Here is a 17,622-nt window from a genome sequence, read left to right as displayed (position 1 = left end):
CGCCCCCGCCTCGGCTCAGCCCAGGTGGATCTGGCCGAGCCGCCCGATCTCGCGGATCCGCTGCTCGGCCTGGCGGTCGGCCGCCTCGGCCGTGGTGATGCCCTCGGCGGCGGAGCGCTCGAGCACGGCCAGGGTGGTGTCGAAGATGCCCGTGGCACGCGCCTTGGCGCGGTCGAAGGAGAAGCCGCTCGGGTCGAGCTCGTCGGCGACCTGGATGACGCCGCCGGAGTTCACGCAGTAGTCGGGCGCGTAGACGATGCCCCGGTCGGCCACGAGCTTGCCGATGCCGTCGTGCGCGAGCTGGTTGTTGGCGGCTCCGGCGACGACCTTCGCCGTCAGCGCCTCGACGGAGGCCTCGTTCAGGGCGCCGCCGAGCGCGCACGGCGCGTAGACGTCGAGGTCGGCGGCGATCAGCTCGTCGGTGGAGCCGACGACCTCGAGGGACGGGAAGCGGTCGCGCAGGCGGGCCACGGCCTCGGCGTCGATGTCGGTGACGACCACGCGGGCGTCCTCCTCGACGAGGTGCTCGGTGAGGTGGCGGCCGACCTTGCCGACGCCGGCGATGCCGACCCGCTTGCCCGCCAGCGACGTGTCGCCCCACGTGAACCGGGCGGCCGCGCGCATGCCCTGGTAGACGCCGAAGGCGGTCAGGACGCTGGAGTCGCCGGCGCCGCCGTGGTCGACCGTGCGGCCCGTGACGTAGTCGCACTCGCGGGCGATGACGTCCATGTCGGCGGAGTAGGTGCCCACGTCGCACGCGGTGAAGTAGCGGCCGTTGAGGGTCTGCACGAAGCGGCCGTAGGCGCGCAGGAGGGCCTCGGACTTGTCGGTGTGAGGGTCGCCGATGATGACGGCCTTGCCGCCCCCGAGGTCGAGCCCGGCGAGCGCGTTCTTGTAGGCCATGCCCTGGCTGAGGTTGAGGACGTCGGCGAGCGCGTCGGTCTCGCTGGCGTACGGGAAGAAGCGGGTGCCGCCCAGGCCGGGCCCGAGAGCCGTGGAGTAGAGGGCGATGATCGCCCGGAGTCCGGAGGCCTCGTCGTGACAGAAGACCACTTGCTCGTGGTGGGTGCCGAAGCTGCTGGGCGTGCTCATGTTCCCTCTTCCTGGGTCGGCGGGGGTGGTGCCGGCCTGACGGTGTGGTTGGTGCGCGGCCGGGGGTGGTGGCCGCTGTGACCCACGTTACTCGTGCACGTCCCCGGCGGCGGCACGACGGGCGAGGTTGCGGTCCATGCGCCGGAAGAACGGCGCCGTCGCCCGCGTGACGACGCCGGGCAGCAGCGCCATCGAGGTCTCGCCGGCGACGCCGAAAGCGCTCGTCACCCGCGACGGTCGCGACACGACGGCGCGCTCGATCCAGCGGCTCGCCTCGTCCGGGCCCATCATCCGCATCGCGCGATAGATCTCGGTGCCGCCGGACATCTCGGTGCGCACCATCGGGAAGTGCACGACGGTCGTCGTGATGCCGCGGTGGCCCAGCTCGGCCGACAGCGACCGCAGGTAGGACTCGAGCGCGCTCTTGCTGGCCAGGTAGGCCGAGAACAGCGGGATCGGCACCTGGGTCGAGAGCGTGGAGCTGATCGTGACGTGCCCGCGACCCTGCTCGAGCATCGACGGCAGCACGAGTGAGATGAGCCGCACGGCCGCGAAGTAGTTGATCGCCATGACGCGCTCGTGGTCGTGGAGGCGGTCGAGCGAGTCGGTGATCGGCCGCCGGATGGAGCGCGCGGCGTTGTTCACGAGCACGTCGATGCGACCGTGCTCGGCCAGGATCCGCCCGACGACCTCGCGCGCGGCGTCGCCGTCCGTGAGGTCGACCGGGTAGGCGTGCGCGTCGCCTCCGGAGCCCCGGACCGCCTCGGCGACGGCGGCCAGCTCGTCGGCGCGACGGGCCAGCAGGCACACCGTCGCGCCCCGTGCCGCGAGCCGGTGCGCGGCCGCGGCGCCGATCCCGCTCGAGGACCCCGTGATGACGATGACCTGACCCGCCGGATCGATGCCCATGGGCTGTGATCGTAGTCACAGGAGACGGCGTATCGTGGTGGGGTGCTGGCCGAACTCCTGGACCCGATGAAGAACCCGCTGACGTACGCGGTGCCGTTCTTCCTGCTGAGCATCGCGATCGAGCTGGCGGCGCTGAAGTGGCTCGACCACGACGACAACGTCACCGGCTACGCCCTCAAGGACGCGCGCACCTCGATCTCGATGGGCGTCGGCTCGATCCTGTTCCTCACGGTCTTCAAGATCATCACCTTCTTCGCGTTCGTCTTCGTGTTCGCGCACTTCGCGTTGTTCGAGCTCGACACGAGCGCGTGGTGGTACTGGCCGGCCCTGATCGTGGGGCTGGACTTCTGCTACTACTGGCACCACCGCTTCAGCCACCGCGTGCGGATCGGCTGGGCCGGTCATCAGGCCCACCACTCCAGCGAGTTCATGAACTTCGGCACCGCGCTGCGGCAGAAGTGGAACCCGTGGTTCGAGTTCTTCTTCTGGCTGCCGCTGCCGCTCCTGGGCTTCGCGCCGTGGACCCTGTTCGCCGCGTTCGCGATCAACCTCATCTACCAGTTCTTCGTGCACACCGAGGTCGTCGGGAAGCTGCCGCGGCCGATCGAGTGGGTGTTCAACACGCCCTCGCACCACCGCGTGCACCACGGCTCGGACCCGGAGTACCTCGACAAGAACTACGGCGGCATCCTCATCGTCTGGGACCGGCTGTTCGGCACGTTCCAGGCCGAGCTGCACCGGCCGCGCTACGGCCTCACGCACCCGGTCGAGACGTACAACCTGCTGACGCTGCAGTACGGCGACTACCGCAAGATGGCCGCCGACGTCCGCGCGGCGTCCTCGTGGCGCGAGCGCGTGGGCTACGTGCTCGGGCCGCCCGGGTGGAAGCCCGACGGCTCGATCGACCGCGGGCGCACCGAGGCCGGCACGCACTGACGCGGCGGGCGGGTGAGCCCCGATCCTCCTAGGCTGGCAGCACCGACTCCGCACCACCGAGAGGATCCCCGATGGCCACGAGCAAGGTCGAGAAGAAGCTCCGCGAGACGATCTCCACGATCAACGACCTCCGCGGTGAGCTGAAGAAGGTCCGCAAGGCGGCGACCAAGTCCACCTCGTCCGAGATCAAGAAGGTCCGCGAGGAGCTGGCGCAGGTGCGCGAGACCACGGCGAAGCAGATCGCCGACCTCACCGCGATGGTGGCGCGCCTGGCGCCCGACGTGGTCAAGCCCGGCTCCGGCGCGACGCCGCCGCCGGCCGAGCCCACCACCCCGCCGGCCGAGCCCTCGCGACCCGCCGACTCCCCGGTGGAGGCCGCGCACGGCGACCCCCTCGGATCGGCCGCCCGCAGCACCACGACGTCGCCCGCCAAGAAGGCGGCGAAGAAGACGACGAAGAAGGCTCCTGCGAAGGCCGACCTGCCGTCGACGGCCACCGAGGCCGACGAGACCACCTCCTTCGCCGGCGAGGCGCTGGCCGCCTCCGACGCGAGCGGCCCGGTGGACGCGGAGGTCCCCGGCACGGCCCCCGCCGCCGAGGTCACGCCCGTCGCGAAGAAGACCACGGCGAGGAAGACCACCGCCAAGAAGGCGACGACCGCCAAGAAGGCGACGACCGCCAAGAAGGCGACGACGGCGAAGAAGGCCACGACGGCGACGACGGCGAAGAAGGCGCCGGCGGCGAAGACCACCACCGCGAAGAAGGCCCCGGCGAAGAAGGCCGGCGCCACCTCCACGGCGAAGCGCACGAGCGCCCAGGGTCGCAAGACCGCCGCGCGGAAGGCGACGAAGGCCGCCGCGCCGGCCGCCTCGCCCGCGACGCCGTCGGCCACCCCGGACAACCCGGCGAGCGCGGACACGCCCGCCTCGGACTGACGTGTGTCGCCGGCCCCGGCCTACTGGGGCCGGCGGTGCACCTTGTGCTGCGCGGCCTGCGCGACGGGCTTGATGACCATGAGGTCGATGTCCACGTGCGGCGGGCGCGTGGCCACCCACGTGATGGCGTCGGCGATGTCCTGCGCGAGCAGCGGCTCGTCGACGCCCGCGTAGACGGCCTCGGCGCGGGCGACGTCGCCCTCGAAGCGGGTGAGGCTGAACTCCTCGGTCTTGACCATGCCCGGCGCGATCTCGCTGATCCGCACCGGCTGGCCGTTGAGCTCGAGCCGCAGCGTCTCGGTGACCACGGCGAGCGCGTGCTTGGCCGCGGTGTAGCCGCCGCCGCCCTCGTAGGCGACGCGGCCGGCCGTGGAGCCCACGTTGATGATCGTGCCGGCGCCGGAGTTGATGAGTGCGGGCGCGAGCGCCTTGGTCACCGCGACGGTGCCGAGGACGTTGGTCTCGTACATCCAGCGCCAGTCGTCGAGGTCGGCGTCGGTGACGTCGACCATGCCCTTCGCGCCGCCGGCGTTGTTGACCAGCAGGTCGAGCCGGTCGCCGACCGCGTCGGCCAGGCGGGCCACGTCGTCGGGGTCGGTGATGTCGCAGGGCAGGGCGATCGCGCCGATCTCCTCGGCGAGCCGCTCGATGCGGTCGCGGCGACGGGCGGCGGCGAGGACGGTGAACCCGGCGGCCGACAGGGCGCGGGCCGTGGCCTCGCCGATCCCGCTGCTGGCTCCGGTGACGACGGCGGTGGGCATGGGGACAGCGTGCCAGAATGGAACTCATGGCTGCCCGAGGGATCCGACGTGTCGCGATGCTGTCGGCGCACACCTCCCCGCTCGACCAGCCGGGCACGGGCGACGCGGGCGGCATGAACGTCTACGTCCTCGAGCTCTCGCGGCGGCTCGCCGCCCGCGGCATCGAGGTCGAGGTCTTCACCCGCGCCACGTCGCGCCACCTGCCCCCGGTCGTCGAGGCCGCCGACGGCATCCGCGTGCACCACGTGGCCGCGGGCCCGTTCGAGGGACTGACGAAGGGCGACCTGCCCAGCCAGCTGTGCGCGTTCGTGCGCGACGTGCTGCGCGTCGAGGCCTGGCACGAGCCCGGCTACTTCGACCTCGTCCACTCGCACTACTGGCTCTCCGGCCAGGTCGGCACCGTCCTGCGCGAGCGCTGGGGCGTGCCGCTCGTGCACTCGATGCACACCATGGCCAAGGTCAAGAACGCGGCGCTGGCCACGGGGGACACCCCCGAGCCCGTCGGCCGCGTCGCCGGCGAGGAGGAGATCGTGCGCCTCGCCGACCGCCTCATCGCCAACACGGCCGAGGAGCGCCGCGAGCTGATCGACCTGTACGAGGCCGACCCGCTCGCGGTCGAGGTCGTCCACCCCGGCGTCGACCTCGACGTCTTCAGCGCGTCGCGGCCCGACGACGAGCCGCCGCTGATCGTCTTCGCCGGCCGCATCCAGCCGCTCAAGGCGCCCGACGTCGTCCTGCACGCGTCGGCCCTGATCGACGAGCCGCACCGGGTCGCCATCATCGGCGGGCCCTCGGGCAGCGGCCTGGAGCGCCCCACCGAGCTCACCGACCTCGCCCACCGCCTCGGCATCGCCGACCGCGTCGACTTCGTCCCCACGGTCAGCCAGGCCGAGCTCGCCCAGTGGTACTCGCGGGCCGCCGTCGTGTGCGTCCCGTCGCACAACGAGTCCTTCGGGCTCGTCGCCATCGAGGCGCAGGCCTGCGGCACGCCCGTCGTGGCCGCGGCCGTGGGCGGCCTCACCACGGCGGTCGCGGACGGCGTCACCGGCACCCTCGTCGACGGCCACGACCCGGCCGCCTACGCCGCGGCGATCCGCCCCTACCTGGCGGACCGGGCCTTCCGGGCCGAGGCTGGTGCCAAGGCGGTGCGCCACGCGGAGTCGTTCGGCTGGGACGTCACCGCGGAGCGCACCCTCGACGTCTACGCCGCCGCCCTGCGTGATCGCGCGGCGGCCCAGGAGGAGGCAGGATGACCGACGTCCGCGACGTGATCGTGGCCGCGCTCGACGAGGCCGGGCTGGAGTACACGCGGCACGGCCGGGACGTGTTCGAGGTCGAGCTGCCGGGCGAGCGCAAGCTCAAGACCACGTGCCGGCTCGAGGTCAACCAGCACGCGCTCGGCGTGCACGCGTTCGTCGCGCGTCACCCCGACGAGAACCACGAGGCCGTCTACCGCTGGATGCTGGAGCGCAACCTCAAGCTCTACGGCGTCGCGTTCGCGGTCGACTCCGCGGGGGACATCTACCTCGACGGCCGGCTGCCGCTGGAGGCCGTGACGGCCGACGAGCTCGACCGGCTGCTGGGCTCGGTGCTGTCCTACGCCGACGAGTCGTTCAACACGATCCTCGAGCTGGGCTTCGCGTCGAGCATCCGCAAGGAGTGGCGCTGGCGCGAGTCGCGCGGCGAGTCCACGCGCAACCTCGACGCCTTCCGCCACCTGCGCCCGCAGGACTGAGCTCCCGGGGCCCGTCCCGTAGCGTGGTCGGCGTGAAAGCCATCGTCTTCGCCGACGTCGTCGACGCCTGGTCGTACGTGGGCGCGGTGCGCTTCGAGCGGGCCGCTGCCCTCTACACGATCCTGACCGGCGAGCCGATCGACGTCTCCTACCGTGCGGCGTCCTTCGGTGCCGGGAGCACGGCCGACGACGTCGCCGCGGCCGCGCGCATCACCGGCATCGACCTCAACGTGGACGAGGTCGTCCCGGCCGACTCCACCGACGCGTGGCGGCTGCTCACGTGGGCCGAGGAGTCGGGCTCGGAGATCCAGCGCGAGCTGCTGCACCAGCTGTGGCGTGCGCACTTCCTCGAGAGCGCCGACGTGTCCGACGACTTCATCCTGGCCGGCCGGGCCGCGCTCGTGGGCCTCGACCTCGAGACGTCCGAGGCGCTGCTGGCCAGCGATGAGCTGCGCGCCGAGGTCGACGAGCAGCGCGAGACCGCCCGTGCGATCGGCGCCGAGGCGTCGCCGTTCGTCGTGGTCGACGCCCGCTACACGCTCGCGGGCGTGCACTCGCAGGACGACTACCTGCGCGCGCTGCAGTCCATCAGCGCGCAGCCCTGAGCCGGGGTCCCGCACCCGGCACTAGACTGTCGGCATGAGCACCTTGGTCCTGCTGCGTCATGGTCACAGCGAGTGGAACGCCCTCAACCTGTTCACCGGATGGGTCGACGTCGACCTCAACGAGCAGGGCGTCCAGGAGGCGCTCCGCGCGCCCCAGCTGCTGAACGACGCGGGCATCCTGCCCGAGGTCTCGCACACCTCGCTGCTGCGCCGCGCGATCCGCACCGCCGAGATCACGCTCAACGGCATCGACCGCCACTGGATCCCCGTCAAGCGCAGCTGGCGCCTGAACGAGCGCCACTACGGCGCCCTCCAGGGCAAGGACAAGAAGGCCACCCTCGAGGAGTTCGGCGAGGAGCAGTTCATGACGTGGCGCCGCTCGTACTCCACGCCGCCGCCGGCGCTCGACGACGACTCCGAGTTCAGCCAGGCCGGCGACGCCCGCTACGCCGACCTGCCCAGCGAGCTGCTGCCGCGCACCGAGTGCCTGGCCGACGTGCTCGTGCGGATGCTGCCGTACTGGTACGACCAGATCGTGCCCGACCTGCGCGACGACAAGACGGTGCTCGTCACGGCGCACGGCAACTCGCTGCGCGCACTCGTGAAGCACCTCGACGGGCTCGGCGAGGACGAGGTCGTCGGCCTCAACATCCCCACCGGCATCCCGCTCGTCTACGAGCTCGACGACGACCTCAAGCCCACCCAGCGCGGCGGCCAGTACCTCGACCCCGAGGCCGCCGCGGCCGCGATCGCCGCGGTCGCCAACCAGGGTCGCTGAGAACGCTGGCAGTGACGTTCGCGGGGTCGAAACGAGGTTCTCGGCCCGGAAACGTCACGCCCAGCGCTCTCCCGCAGGTCTAGGCGTACTTGTAGCCCAGGCCGCGCACGGTCGTCAGGACCGTGGGGTGGGCGGGGTCGTCCTCGATCTTGGCGCGCAGGCGCTTCACGTGGACGTCGAGCGTCTTGGTGTCGCCCACGTAGTCGGCGCCCCACACGCGGTCGATCAGCTGGCCGCGGGTCAGCACGCGGCCGCTGTTGCGCAGGAAGTACTCGAGCAGCTCGAACTCCTTGAGCGGCAGGCGCACCTCGCCGCCGTCGACCGTGACGAGGTGGCGGTCGACGTCCATCCGCACGCCGCCCACCTCGATGACGCTGTCGTCGTCGACCTCCTCGGGCGCCCCGCGGCGCAGCACCGCGCGGATGCGCGCCACCAGCTCGCGCGGCGAGTACGGCTTGGTGACGTAGTCGTCGGCGCCCAGCTCGAGCCCCACCACCTTGTCGACCTCGGTGTCCTTCGCGCTGACCATGATGATCGGCACCGACGAGGTCTGGCGGATCGTGCGGCACACCTCGGTGCCGGACAGGCCCGGCAGCATGAGGTCCAGCAGCACGATGTCGGCACCGCCGCGCTCGAAGGCGGTCAGCGCGTCCGGGCCGGTCTCGGCGACGGCGACGTCGTACCCCTCCTTGCGCAGGACGTAGGACAGGGCCTCGCTGTAGCTGGCCTCGTCCTCGACGATCAGGACCTTGGTCACTCGCGCTCTCCTTCATCGACGTCCCGCGCCGGCAGCACCAGCGTGAAGGACGATCCGAGGCCCGGCTCACTCCAGACCTCGACGGAGCCGCCGTTGCCGGCGGCGACATGCTTGACGATCGACAGTCCCAGACCGGTGCCCCCGGTGGCGCGGGCGCGCGCCGGGTCGACCCGGTAGAACCGCTCGAAGATCCGGTCCTGCTCCTCCGGCGCGATGCCCACGCCGTGGTCGGACACGGTGATGCGGACGTCCTCGCCCTCGCCGGTCGCGCCCACGGCGACGACCGAGCCCTCGGGACTGTAGGTGACGGCGTTCTCGACGAGGTTGCTGACGGCCGCGTGCAGCTGGGCCCGGTCGCCCTGGACGAACAGGTCGGGCTGGACGTCCTGCGAGATCGTGATCGACTTCGCCTCGGCGTCGGTGTGCGAGTGCTCGACCGCCTCGGCGACGAGCTCGCCCACCTTGATCACGGCCGCGTCGTCGCTGCCGAGGTCGGCCTGCAGGCGCGAGAGGTCGATGATCTGCTGCACGAGGCGCGTCAGGCGCTCGCTCTCGGACTGCATGCGCGACGCGAAGCGCACGACGGCCTCGGGATCGTCGCGGGCCTCGCCCACGGCCTCGGCCAGCAGGCTGATCGCGCCGATCGGGGTCTTCAGCTCGTGGCTGACGTTCGCCACGAAGTCGCGGCGGAGGGTCTCGACGCGCTGCTCGGTGGTGCGGTCCTCGACCAGCGCGAGCATCAGCCCGTGGGACAGCGGGGCGACGCGGGCGCGCACGTAGACCGGCGGCCGGCGTCGGATGCGGATCTCGAACTCGTCCTCGCGCACCTCGCCGTCGCGGCGGACCAGGCGGATGAGGTCGAGCAGCTCGTCGCTGCGCAGCCGGTCGTCGTCGGTCACCAGGCCCAGGCCGATCGCGGCGGCGGACGCGCGCAGCACGCGCTCCTCCTGGTCGAGCACGAGCGCGGACGAGCGCAGCACCGACAGCACGGTGGCGATGTCCGGCGGCACGGCCGGGACGGGGGCGGGAGGGGCGGCCTCCTGGGATCGCTCGGAGAACCACCACACGTAGGTGATGACGGCGCCGAGCACGATGCCGGCGGCACCGGCCAGGATCTCTGAGACCTCCACGAGACCGATCGTAGGCCGACCGTCCGCCCGGACCGCCATCGCGGCAGGCCCTGAAGGCACGCTTTCCGCTGGCGTTCACCGCCCGTTCACCGCAGGTCGCCGATCATTCACGCAGCACGCCTACGGTCGACCCATGCGCGACCAGTACTACGAGCAGCTCGACCTCATCGTCGACGAGCTCGTCATCATCACCGACGGGGTGCGAGCCGCCGTGGCCGACGCCACCCGGGCCCTGCTCGACACCGACATCGCCACCGCCGAGACCGTGATCGCCGGCGAGCGAGCGATCGACGAGGCCATCGACGAGGTCGAGGAGCGGGCACTCGTCCTGCTCGCGACCCAGCAGCCCGTCGCCACCGACCTGCGCCAGCTGGTCTCGACCCTGCGGATGGTGGCCGATCTGCAGCGCATGAGCGCGCTGGCGGTCCACGTCTCCAAGATCGCGCGGCGCCGCGCGCCGGAGATGGCCGTGCCGCTGCCGGTGCAGCCGCTCATCCGCGACATGGCGCTCGTGGCCCACTCGATGATCGGGTCGGCCGCGCGGATCGTGTCGGAGCGCGACCTCGACGCCGCGGCCGAGCTGGAGGTCGAGGACGACGAGATGGACCGCCTCCGCCAGGAGCTGTTCCGCGTCCTGCTCGACGGCACGTGGGAGTACGGCGTCGACACCGCGATCGACCTCGCGCTGCTGGGCCGCTACTACGAGCGCGTCGGCGACCACGCCGTCAGCATGGCCCGCCGCGTCGTCTACCTCGTCACGGGCGAGCTGCCCGTCGCCTGACGACCGCACGCGAAAGGGCCCCGGCGATCGCCGGGGCCCTTCTCGTCGTGTGGGGGAGTCTCAGCTGCCGCTGGGGGAGGTGTCGCCCTGCTCGGTGTCGGACTGGCCCTGGTCGCCCTCGGCGGGAGCGGACTCCTCCTCCTGGGGGGCCTGCGCCTCACCGCTGGCGGCGGGGCGCTTCGCGACGTCGGAGTACATCTCGGTGCGGGTGACGACCGGGACCTCGATGCTCACGTCGCCGCCGGGCGTCGCGGCGAAGCTGATGGTGACGTAGTCGCCGGCCGCGATGTCGCTGCGGACCACGATCTCGCCCGCCGCGCCCAGCGTGAGGAGGGCGTTCGGCTCCAGCGAGATGGGGCGCGCGAGCTTCTTCGCGGCGCCGTCGACGGTGACCGTCTCGATGGTCTGCGCCTCGCCGGACAGCAGCCCGCCGGAGAAGGTGGCCGTGCCGTCGCCGTTGTCGACGAAGAGGCCGTTGTAGACCCCGATCGGGCCGGTGCGCAGGTTCGCGCCGACTCCGGCCTGGTACTGCTGGTTCGTCTGGGCGCCGAAGCTCGTACCGCAGGCGGAGAGCGCGAACGGGGCGGAGACGGCCAGGGCGATGGCGGCGATGGTGCGACGACGTGTGCTCACGCTGGCATGGTATCGGGGCCCACCGTGGACGAAGGCAGGCAGGGTACTCCACTGCGCATGTTATTCTGGTCACCTAGGAAAGGTGCTTTCTCCATGGCTTTCTCTGTCGGCGAAACCGTTGTGTACCCCAACCACGGTGCTGCGGTGATCGAAGACATCGAGGTCCGGAACATCAAGGGTGAGGACCGCACGTACCTCGTCCTCCGGATCATCGCTCAGAACGATTTGGTCGTACGTGTGCCGGCCGACAACGTCGACCTGGTGGGGGTGCGAGACGTGGTCGACGAGGCCGGTCTCGAGCGGGTCTTCAGCGTGCTCCGTGCGGAGCACGTCGAGGAGCCCACCAACTGGTCCCGACGTTACAAGGCGAACCTGGAGAAGCTGCACTCCGGAGACGTCCTGAAGGTGGCCGAGGTCGTGCGCGACCTCTGGCGCCGCGACCACGAGCGTGGCCTCTCGGCCGGTGAGAAGCGGATGCTGGCGAAGGCTCGCCAGATCCTCGTCTCCGAGCTCGCGCTCGCCGAGAACACGAACGAGGACAAGGCCGAGATTCGTCTCGACGAGGTCCTCGCCTCCTGATCACCAGCAGCACCACGAACGCCCGGCTCCGGCCGGGCGTTCGTGCGTGGTGGGCACCTCACCACCAGGCGAGGCCGAGGGCGACCAGGTCGTCCACGAGCTCGTCGCGGGTCAGCGGCGGATCCTCGTCCAGCACGAAGCGCACGGCCAGCGACTCCACCGCCAGCACGATCAGCCACGAGGAGCGCGCGGGGTCGCGGCGCCGCGCCGCCGGGGCCTGCCGGCCGCCGAGGTAGGCGCGCAGCACGTCGCGCACGCGCCGCTCGAGGCCGAGGCGGTCGTCGAGGTGCCGTGCGGCGGGCAGCTCCTCCCAGACCACGCGCAGGAGCGTGGGGTCGCGCTCGAGCGCCGACAGCAGCGCCTCGGCCGTGGCGCGGGCCATCGCCTCGGGGTCCTCGTGCACGTGGTCGACGAGCGAGGCCACGACGTCCTCGGCCAGCCGGTCGACGTAGCGAGACGTGACCTCCTCGACGATCGAGGCCTTGTCCGGGAAGTACTGGTAGAGCGAGCCGGGGCTGACCTCGGCGCGGTCCGCGACGCGGTTCGTGGTGAGCCGGTCGTAGCCGTCCGCCACGAGCACGTCGCGAGCCGACGCGACGATCCGGTCCACCATCTCGCGCGAGCGCTGCTGCCGCGGCAGCTTCCTCAGGGCCATGACGCGAATTGTATGCGAGCAAATGCTCGTGTCACGGTGGTCCCATGACGACGGTCCAGGTCCCGCCCACGCGATTTCGCGCCGGGGGACAGCGCAATGTGCGGTTGGGGCGGGTGCTGAAGACGCTCGCCGGGGTCCGCGAGGTCGACGAGGGCCTCATGGCGAGGATTGGCCGGGGGTTCACCGAGCGCGACGAGCTGGGCGCGCGCCTGGCCGCGGCGATGCGGCTGCCGGCCGGCGACCCCGAGAAGGTCTCGATGGCGCAGTTCCGCGCCGCGCTCGAGCACGGGGTGGACGACGCGACGCCCGCCGCGCTGGCCGAGTTCGTGAGCACCCTGCAGCAGGATCCGCCGTGGCTCGACCGCGACCTGGTCGACGAGGGCGCGCGGGTGTTCCGCCGGTTCGGGCGCAACGCCGCCGACGTGCTGCTCCAGCTCTCGCTGATCGGCGGCTACCGGTTCGGTGGACCGCCGGACCTGTTGGTGGCGACGGGCGCGCTCGCGGGGTCGTCCACCCGTCGCCGGCTGGCCGAGACGCAGTCGTGGGCGGTCGCGGTGACCACGCCCGGCGGCCTCGCGGTGCACGGTGAGGGCTGGCGCACGACGGCGCACGTCCGCGCGATGCACGCGCTCGTGAACCACACCTTCGAGTCGCGCTGGGACACCGAGCGGTGGGGCCTGCCGATCAACCAGGCCGACCAGGCCGGCACGCTCGGCCTCTTCGACGGCACGGTCCTGATCGGCGTGAAGGCGCTCGGGGTGCCGGTGAGCCGACGCGACTCCGACGCCGTGATGCACCTGTGGAAGTACGTGGGCTGGCTCATGGGCGTGGACGAGCAGTGGCTCGTGGACTCCGAGCGTGAGCGCCAGCGGATCAACTACCACGTGGTGCTGGCCCAGGACACGATCACCGAGGCCGGGCCGCGGCTCTCGCAGGACATCATCTCGGTGCTCGGCGAGCTGCCGCACGGCCGCTGGAAGACCGAGCGCACCCTCAGCATGCTCAGCCTGTTCCTCGGGCGCGAGAGCATGCGCGAGCTGGGGCTGCCGTGGCGTCCGCCGTGGGCGCACGCGATGCTGTGGGTCGCCAACAGCGCGCGGCACCGGGTGCTGGGGCGGCTGCCGGGCGGCCGCGAGCGCCTCGAGGACGGCGGCGCCCGCGTGGCCCAGCGGATCCTCGCGGAGTACTACGCGTCCGACGACCGCGCCGTGGCCGACCTCCCGACCTGAATACTTCCTAGAGGACGAGGGCGACGGCGATGGCGGCGATGCCCTCGCCGCGGCCGGTGAGGCCGAGGCCGTCGGTGGTGGTGCCCGAGAGCGAGACCGGGGCGCCGATGGCCTCGGAGAGCACGTGGGTGGCCTCGTCGCGACGTCCGGAGAGGCGCGGCTCGTTGCCGATCAGCTGCACGCTCACGTTGCCGACCGAGAGGCCGGCCTCGCGGACGAGGTCGGCGGTGGCCCGCAGGAACTCGGTGCCCGAGGCGCCCGCGTAGCGCGGGTCGGCCGTGCCGAAGCGACTGCCGATGTCACCCAGGCCGGCCGCGGTCATCACGGCGTCGACCATGGCGTGCGCGACGCAGTCGCCGTCGGAGTGACCCTCGAGCCCGCGCGGGGCATCGGGCCAGTGCAGGCCCGCCACCCACAGGGGACGGCCGTCGACGAGCTGGTGGACGTCGGTTCCGATGCCGACCCGGGGAGCGCTCACGCCTGAACCCTAGTCGGGCTCAGAATGTGAGGCGCTTGTTCCGCGGCGCGATCACGTAGACGACGCCGCCGCTGCCCTGGAGCCACGCGCGCTCGAACTGGGCCCGGTCGTACGTGCGGCGGACCTGCGAGTTCGTACGGCCGGCGGGGTCGTTCACCAGGACGTCGCCGCCCTTCGTGAAGCCGCGCACGACCATGAGGTGGCCCGGCGTCGCGCTGATCGGCGAGCCGCTCAGCTGGCCGCGGCCGAACGCCACGGAGGTCACGACGGGCACGCCCTTCTTGATGTACGCCTCGATCTCGCGCAGGTTCACCAGGCGGTGGACCACGGCGTCGGTGCTGTACATCGACGCGTAGGCCGTGTTGAACGGCCACGTGCCCGTGCCCTTGTAGGACGAGTCGTAGGAGTAGCGCGCGGCGTGGTCGACCCAGCGGTCGGCGCCGGACGCCCACGCGTAGTCGGCGGCCTTCGGGCCGAGGCCGTAGTAGCGCAGCACCATCGAGGTCGAGGTCGGCGAGCACCAGGCCTCGCCGCCACCGCCGTACTGCGGGTAGTGGCCGGAGTGGATCATCTGCGACGACGCCCGGACCTTGAGGTCGACCGTGCTCGTCATGGTGGTCTTCGACGTGCCCGCGGTCTTGCTCACGTACGTCGACGAGACGCCGGCGACGGTGCGCACGATCGGGGTCTTCGTCTTCACGGTCTTGCGGCCGGCCGAGACCTGCACCTGCCACTTCGAGAACGTCTTGCCCGTGACCGCGCGGACCACGTCGGTGTCGACGCGGGCCAGCCGGTCGGCCTGCGCGCCGTAGGTGCGGCGCTGGCCGCCGGCGAGGGCGTGGCGCCACTGGGCGACGGTCTTCCACGACGAGACGGTGGAGCCGCTGGACACGCGCACCTTCACCTTGATCCAGGTGCCGCTGGGCATGCGGGTGACGTTCCACGACGGGATCAGTGCGGTGCTGGCCTGCGGCGTCGAGACCCACGGCGAGCGCCAGGACTTGGCCTTCGCGCCGGCGGGGATCGTCAGCTTCGGCGTGAACTGGGTCAGCTTCGGACGGGGGTAGGAGGCGGCCTCGGCGGGCGCGGTGGCCAGGCCGGGCGCGATCAGGACGGACGTCAGCAGGGCCGTGAGCGCTGCCGCGACGGGGAAGAGTCGGCGGATCACCGCCTCAGGCTAAGTGAAAACTGTGGCGGTTGGTAGCGAAGTGACGGCGCTGGCGCGGTTCGTCGCGGTCGGTGGGGCTGTCCGCGGCCGATACTCTTGGGGGGTGACGATGCGCCTCTACGACTCCGCCAGCCGCGAGCTGCGGCCGCTCGACCCCGTCGTGCCCGGCCAGGTCGGCATCTACCACTGCGGTCTGACCGTGCAGGGCCCGCCGCACATCGGCCACATCCGCAAGGAGCTGGTCTTCGACGTGCTGCGCCGTTGGCTCGAGCACGCAGGCCTCGAGGTCACGATCATCGCCAACGTCACCGACATCGACGACAAGATCCTCGCCAAGGGCCGCGAGCAGGGCAAGCCCTGGTTCGAGGTCGCCTACGAGAACGAGCGCGCGCTGCACGCCGCCTACGAGGTGCTGGGCTGCCGCCCGCCCACGTACGAGCCACGCGCCACCGGCCACGTGCCCGAGATGATCGAGATGATCACCGAGCTCATCGAGCGCGGCCACGCCTACCCGGCCACCGACGGCTCGGGCGACGTCTACTTCGACGTGCGCTCCTGGCCCGACTACGGCCAGCTGTCCAACCAGCGCCTCGACGACATGCAGGCCGCGCCGGACGCCCCGCCCGAGGGCAAGCGCGACCCGCGCGACTTCGCGCTGTGGAAGGGCCGCAAGGCCGACGAGCCCGAGTCCGCCTCGTGGCCCACGCCGTGGGGCCGCGGTCGTCCGGGCTGGCACCTCGAGTGCTCGGCGATGGCCGCGAAGTACCTCGGCCACGAGTTCGACATCCACGGCGGCGGCCTCGACCTGCGCTTCCCGCACCACGAGAACGAGCTGGCCCAGTCGCGCGCGGCCGGCCAGCGGTTCGCGCGCGTGTGGATGCACAACGCGATGCTCAACCTGGGCAACTCCAAGATGAGCAAGAGCGTCGGCAACACGCTCACGGTCGGCGAGGTCGTCAAGCGCGTCCCCGCGATCGCGGTGCGGTACTACCTCGTCGCGGCGCACTACCGCTCGATCATCGAGTTCAGCGAGCAGTCGCTCGCCGAGGCGGCCACGGCGTTCGAGCGCATCGAGGGCTTCTGCGTCCGTGCCGCCGAGCTGGTGGGCGAGGGCGAAGTCGGCGCCGTGCCGCAGGCGTTCGCCGACGCGATGGACGACGACCTCTCGGTCCCGGCGGCGCTCGCGGTGCTGCAGGCCGAGATCGGCGAGGGCAACCGCCAGCTCGCCGACGGCGACACCGCCGCGCTCGCCGCGACGCTGGCCTCCGTCCGCGCGATGCTCGACGTGCTGGGCCTCGACCCGCTCACGTGGGGCACGCAGGACGGCTCGGGCGCCGCCACCGACGCGCTCGGCCAGCTGGTCGACGCGCTCGTCGCGGCACGCGCCGAGGCCAAGGCGGCGAAGGACTGGGGACGCGCGGACGAGCTGCGCGACCAATTGACTGCTGCGGGGATCGAGCTCGAGGACACGCCCTCGGGGACCCGCTGGAACCTGAAGGGTGGCCGCTGATGGCCGGCAACAGCAAGCGCAAGGGCGCGATCAAGAAGACCGGCAAGGGCAACCCCACCGCCGGCTCGGGCGGACGACGCCGCCAGGGTCTGGAGGGCAAGGGCCCCACGCCCCGCGCCGAGGACCGCCCGAACCACAAGAAGTACAAGATGGCCCAGGCGGCCGACCGGCGTCAGTCGGGACGACCCAAGCGCCGCAACGACGACGGTCCCGAGCTGGTCGTGGGTCGCAACTCCGTCGTGGAGCTGCTGCGCGCCAGCGTGCCGGTCGTGTCGCTCCAGGTCGCCGAGGGCATCGACCGCGACGACCGCGTGCGCGAGATCTTCCAGCTCGCGGCCGACCTGCACGTGCCGCTGCTCGAGGTGGCGCGCAACGAGCTCGACCGCATCACGTCGGGCGCCGTCCACCAGGGCATCGCCGCCAAGCTCGAGGCGTACGACTACGCCGATCCCGACGACCTGCTCGACCTCGCGGCCGAGCGCGGTGAGCCGCCGCTCATCGTCATGCTCGACAGCATCACCGACCCGCGGAACCTGGGCGCGATCGTGCGCTCGGCGGCCGGGTTCGGCGTGCACGGCGTCGTCATCCCCGAGCGTCGCGCGGCGCAGATGACCGCGGCCGCGTGGAAGACCTCGGCCGGCGCGGCGGCCCGCGTCCCGGTGGCGCGCGCCACGAACCTCACGCGTCAGATCAAGGCGTACCAGGAGGCCGGCCTCATGGTGATCGGCCTGGCCGCCGACGGCGACGTCGCGCTGCCCGAGATGGACCTCGGCGACGGTCCGCTCGTGGTCGTGATCGGCAGCGAGGGCAAGGGCCTGTCGCGACTCGTCGGCGAGACGTGTGACCAGCTGGTCTCGATCCCGATGTCGTCCACGCTGGAGTCCCTCAACGCCGGCGTCGCCGCGGGCATCTCGCTCTACGCGATCAGCCAGGCGCGCGCCTGACCCACCG

The 17,622-nt window shown here is 71.9% G+C and carries 20 protein-coding genes; 11 read left to right on the top strand and 9 right to left on the bottom strand.

Features of this window, described 5'->3' with window-relative positions:
* Positions 1-15: 15 nt before the first annotated feature.
* Together ACK99Q_RS02205 and ACK99Q_RS02200 are read right to left on the bottom strand one after the other, a co-directional pair.
* A complete protein-coding gene (locus tag ACK99Q_RS02205; RefSeq protein ID WP_410184608.1) occupies positions 16-1,092 on the bottom strand; it encodes a Glu/Leu/Phe/Val dehydrogenase dimerization domain-containing protein in 1,077 nt (358 codons plus the stop codon).
* Between the two features lie 87 nt (positions 1,093-1,179).
* Positions 1,180-2,001, bottom strand: coding sequence for an SDR family NAD(P)-dependent oxidoreductase (locus tag ACK99Q_RS02200; RefSeq protein ID WP_410184607.1), 822 nt, complete (start codon positions 1,999-2,001; stop codon positions 1,180-1,182).
* Between the two features lie 42 nt (positions 2,002-2,043).
* Here ACK99Q_RS02200 and ACK99Q_RS02195 point away from each other — a divergent pair, with 42 nt between their 5' ends.
* On the top strand, positions 2,044-2,937 hold the full coding sequence (locus ACK99Q_RS02195; RefSeq protein WP_410184606.1) for a sterol desaturase family protein: 894 nt from the start codon (positions 2,044-2,046) through the stop codon (positions 2,935-2,937).
* Positions 2,938-3,008: 71 nt separating this feature from the next.
* On the top strand, positions 3,009-3,872 hold the full coding sequence (locus ACK99Q_RS02190; RefSeq protein ID WP_410184605.1) for a hypothetical protein: 864 nt from the start codon (positions 3,009-3,011) through the stop codon (positions 3,870-3,872).
* A 20-nt stretch (positions 3,873-3,892) separates the two neighbouring features.
* Here ACK99Q_RS02190 and ACK99Q_RS02185 read toward each other — a convergent pair whose 3' ends face one another.
* Positions 3,893-4,633 (bottom strand): SDR family NAD(P)-dependent oxidoreductase, encoded by a 741-nt coding sequence (locus tag ACK99Q_RS02185; protein ID WP_410184604.1) that lies wholly within the window; start codon positions 4,631-4,633, stop codon positions 3,893-3,895.
* A gap of 26 nt (positions 4,634-4,659) precedes the next feature.
* Between ACK99Q_RS02185 and mshA the strand changes: the two genes are divergently transcribed.
* The 4 genes from mshA to ACK99Q_RS02165 are packed head-to-tail and all read left to right on the top strand — an operon-like array spanning position 4,660 to position 7,751.
* Complete coding sequence (gene mshA / locus ACK99Q_RS02180; RefSeq protein ID WP_410184603.1) at positions 4,660-5,886, top strand: D-inositol-3-phosphate glycosyltransferase; 1,227 nt, start codon at positions 4,660-4,662, stop codon at positions 5,884-5,886.
* The gene (locus tag ACK99Q_RS02175) at positions 5,883-6,368 is read left to right on the top strand and encodes a YbjN domain-containing protein (protein WP_410184602.1); all 486 of its coding nucleotides are present in this window, start codon (positions 5,883-5,885) and stop codon (positions 6,366-6,368) included. Before mshA ends, ACK99Q_RS02175 begins: the two co-directional genes overlap by 4 nt.
* A 32-nt stretch (positions 6,369-6,400) precedes the next feature.
* Positions 6,401-6,973 carry a DsbA family protein gene (locus ACK99Q_RS02170; RefSeq protein ID WP_410184601.1) on the top strand — a complete coding sequence of 191 codons (573 nt, stop codon included), beginning with the start codon at positions 6,401-6,403 and terminating at the stop codon, positions 6,971-6,973.
* Positions 6,974-7,007: 34 nt separating this feature from the next.
* Positions 7,008-7,751 (top strand): phosphoglyceromutase, encoded by a 744-nt coding sequence (locus tag ACK99Q_RS02165; protein WP_410184600.1) that lies wholly within the window; start codon positions 7,008-7,010, stop codon positions 7,749-7,751.
* A 79-nt stretch (positions 7,752-7,830) separates the two neighbouring features.
* Here the strand turns inward: ACK99Q_RS02165 and ACK99Q_RS02160 are convergent, their stop codons facing one another.
* The gene (locus ACK99Q_RS02160; RefSeq protein ID WP_410184599.1) at positions 7,831-8,508 is read right to left on the bottom strand and encodes a response regulator; all 678 of its coding nucleotides are present in this window, start codon (positions 8,506-8,508) and stop codon (positions 7,831-7,833) included.
* Positions 8,505-9,638, bottom strand: coding sequence for a sensor histidine kinase (locus ACK99Q_RS02155; RefSeq protein WP_410184598.1), 1,134 nt, complete (start codon positions 9,636-9,638; stop codon positions 8,505-8,507). Before ACK99Q_RS02155 ends, ACK99Q_RS02160 begins: the two co-directional genes overlap by 4 nt.
* Positions 9,639-9,771: 133 nt before the next feature.
* Between ACK99Q_RS02155 and phoU the strand changes: the two genes are divergently transcribed.
* Positions 9,772-10,419: a phosphate signaling complex protein PhoU gene (gene phoU, locus ACK99Q_RS02150; RefSeq protein ID WP_410184597.1), complete on the top strand. Its 648-nt coding sequence runs from the start codon at positions 9,772-9,774 to the stop codon at positions 10,417-10,419.
* 60 nt (positions 10,420-10,479) lie between these two features.
* Here phoU and ACK99Q_RS02145 read toward each other — a convergent pair whose 3' ends face one another.
* Complete coding sequence (locus ACK99Q_RS02145; RefSeq protein WP_410184596.1) at positions 10,480-11,052, bottom strand: hypothetical protein; 573 nt, start codon at positions 11,050-11,052, stop codon at positions 10,480-10,482.
* Positions 11,053-11,145: 93 nt separating this feature from the next.
* On the opposite strand from ACK99Q_RS02145, the gene ACK99Q_RS02140 reads away from it, so the two are divergent.
* Positions 11,146-11,631: a CarD family transcriptional regulator gene (locus ACK99Q_RS02140; RefSeq protein WP_179426552.1), complete on the top strand. Its 486-nt coding sequence runs from the start codon at positions 11,146-11,148 to the stop codon at positions 11,629-11,631.
* A 58-nt stretch (positions 11,632-11,689) separates the two neighbouring features.
* Here the strand turns inward: ACK99Q_RS02140 and ACK99Q_RS02135 are convergent, their stop codons facing one another.
* Positions 11,690-12,286, bottom strand: coding sequence for a TetR/AcrR family transcriptional regulator (locus ACK99Q_RS02135; RefSeq protein ID WP_410184595.1), 597 nt, complete (start codon positions 12,284-12,286; stop codon positions 11,690-11,692).
* A gap of 44 nt (positions 12,287-12,330) precedes the next feature.
* Here ACK99Q_RS02135 and ACK99Q_RS02130 point away from each other — a divergent pair, with 44 nt between their 5' ends.
* A complete protein-coding gene (locus ACK99Q_RS02130; RefSeq protein WP_410184594.1) occupies positions 12,331-13,515 on the top strand; it encodes an oxygenase MpaB family protein in 1,185 nt (394 codons plus the stop codon).
* Between the two features lie 7 nt (positions 13,516-13,522).
* Here ACK99Q_RS02130 and ispF read toward each other — a convergent pair whose 3' ends face one another.
* Entirely contained in the window at positions 13,523-13,993 is a 471-nt protein-coding gene (ispF, locus tag ACK99Q_RS02125) for a 2-C-methyl-D-erythritol 2,4-cyclodiphosphate synthase (RefSeq protein ID WP_410184593.1), read from the bottom strand.
* A 19-nt stretch (positions 13,994-14,012) separates the two neighbouring features.
* Positions 14,013-15,161 (bottom strand): peptidase C39 family protein, encoded by a 1,149-nt coding sequence (locus ACK99Q_RS02120; protein ID WP_410184592.1) that lies wholly within the window; start codon positions 15,159-15,161, stop codon positions 14,013-14,015.
* 109 nt (positions 15,162-15,270) lie between these two features.
* Here ACK99Q_RS02120 and cysS point away from each other — a divergent pair, with 109 nt between their 5' ends.
* Positions 15,271-16,671, top strand: coding sequence for a cysteine--tRNA ligase (cysS, locus tag ACK99Q_RS02115; RefSeq protein ID WP_410186052.1), 1,401 nt, complete (start codon positions 15,271-15,273; stop codon positions 16,669-16,671).
* Complete coding sequence (gene rlmB / locus ACK99Q_RS02110) at positions 16,671-17,615, top strand: 23S rRNA (guanosine(2251)-2'-O)-methyltransferase RlmB (protein WP_410184591.1); 945 nt, start codon at positions 16,671-16,673, stop codon at positions 17,613-17,615. The genes cysS and rlmB overlap by 1 nt, the downstream gene beginning before the upstream one ends.
* Positions 17,616-17,622 lie beyond the last annotated feature (7 nt).

This window comes from Aeromicrobium sp. MLTX1 (genome assembly GCF_046452335.1).
Classification (GTDB): domain Bacteria; phylum Actinomycetota; class Actinomycetes; order Propionibacteriales; family Nocardioidaceae; genus Aeromicrobium.
Note: the sequence above shows the minus strand (reverse complement) of the source record. Positions and strands in the feature narration are given on the sequence as shown.

Bases quoted from the DNA above. Each gene is read 5' to 3' on its own strand.
- ACK99Q_RS02205 (WP_410184608.1), bottom strand. From the start codon at position 1,092: ATGAGCACGCCCAGCAGCTTCGGCACCCACCACGAGCAAGTGGTCTTC.
- ACK99Q_RS02200 (WP_410184607.1), bottom strand. From the start codon at position 2,001: ATGGGCATCGATCCGGCGGGTCAGGTCATCGTCATCACGGGGTCCTCG.
- ACK99Q_RS02190 (WP_410184605.1), top strand. From the start codon at position 3,009: ATGGCCACGAGCAAGGTCGAGAAGAAGCTCCGCGAGACGATCTCCACG.
- ACK99Q_RS02185 (WP_410184604.1), bottom strand. From the start codon at position 4,633: ATGCCCACCGCCGTCGTCACCGGAGCCAGCAGCGGGATCGGCGAGGCC.
- mshA (WP_410184603.1), top strand. From the start codon at position 4,660: ATGGCTGCCCGAGGGATCCGACGTGTCGCGATGCTGTCGGCGCACACC.
- ACK99Q_RS02175 (WP_410184602.1), top strand. From the start codon at position 5,883: ATGACCGACGTCCGCGACGTGATCGTGGCCGCGCTCGACGAGGCCGGG.
- ACK99Q_RS02165 (WP_410184600.1), top strand. From the start codon at position 7,008: ATGAGCACCTTGGTCCTGCTGCGTCATGGTCACAGCGAGTGGAACGCC.
- phoU (WP_410184597.1), top strand. From the start codon at position 9,772: ATGCGCGACCAGTACTACGAGCAGCTCGACCTCATCGTCGACGAGCTC.
- ACK99Q_RS02140 (WP_179426552.1), top strand. From the start codon at position 11,146: ATGGCTTTCTCTGTCGGCGAAACCGTTGTGTACCCCAACCACGGTGCT.
- ACK99Q_RS02135 (WP_410184595.1), bottom strand. From the start codon at position 12,286: ATGGCCCTGAGGAAGCTGCCGCGGCAGCAGCGCTCGCGCGAGATGGTG.
- ACK99Q_RS02130 (WP_410184594.1), top strand. From the start codon at position 12,331: ATGACGACGGTCCAGGTCCCGCCCACGCGATTTCGCGCCGGGGGACAG.
- cysS (WP_410186052.1), top strand. From the start codon at position 15,271: ATGCGCCTCTACGACTCCGCCAGCCGCGAGCTGCGGCCGCTCGACCCC.
- rlmB (WP_410184591.1), top strand. From the start codon at position 16,671: ATGGCCGGCAACAGCAAGCGCAAGGGCGCGATCAAGAAGACCGGCAAG.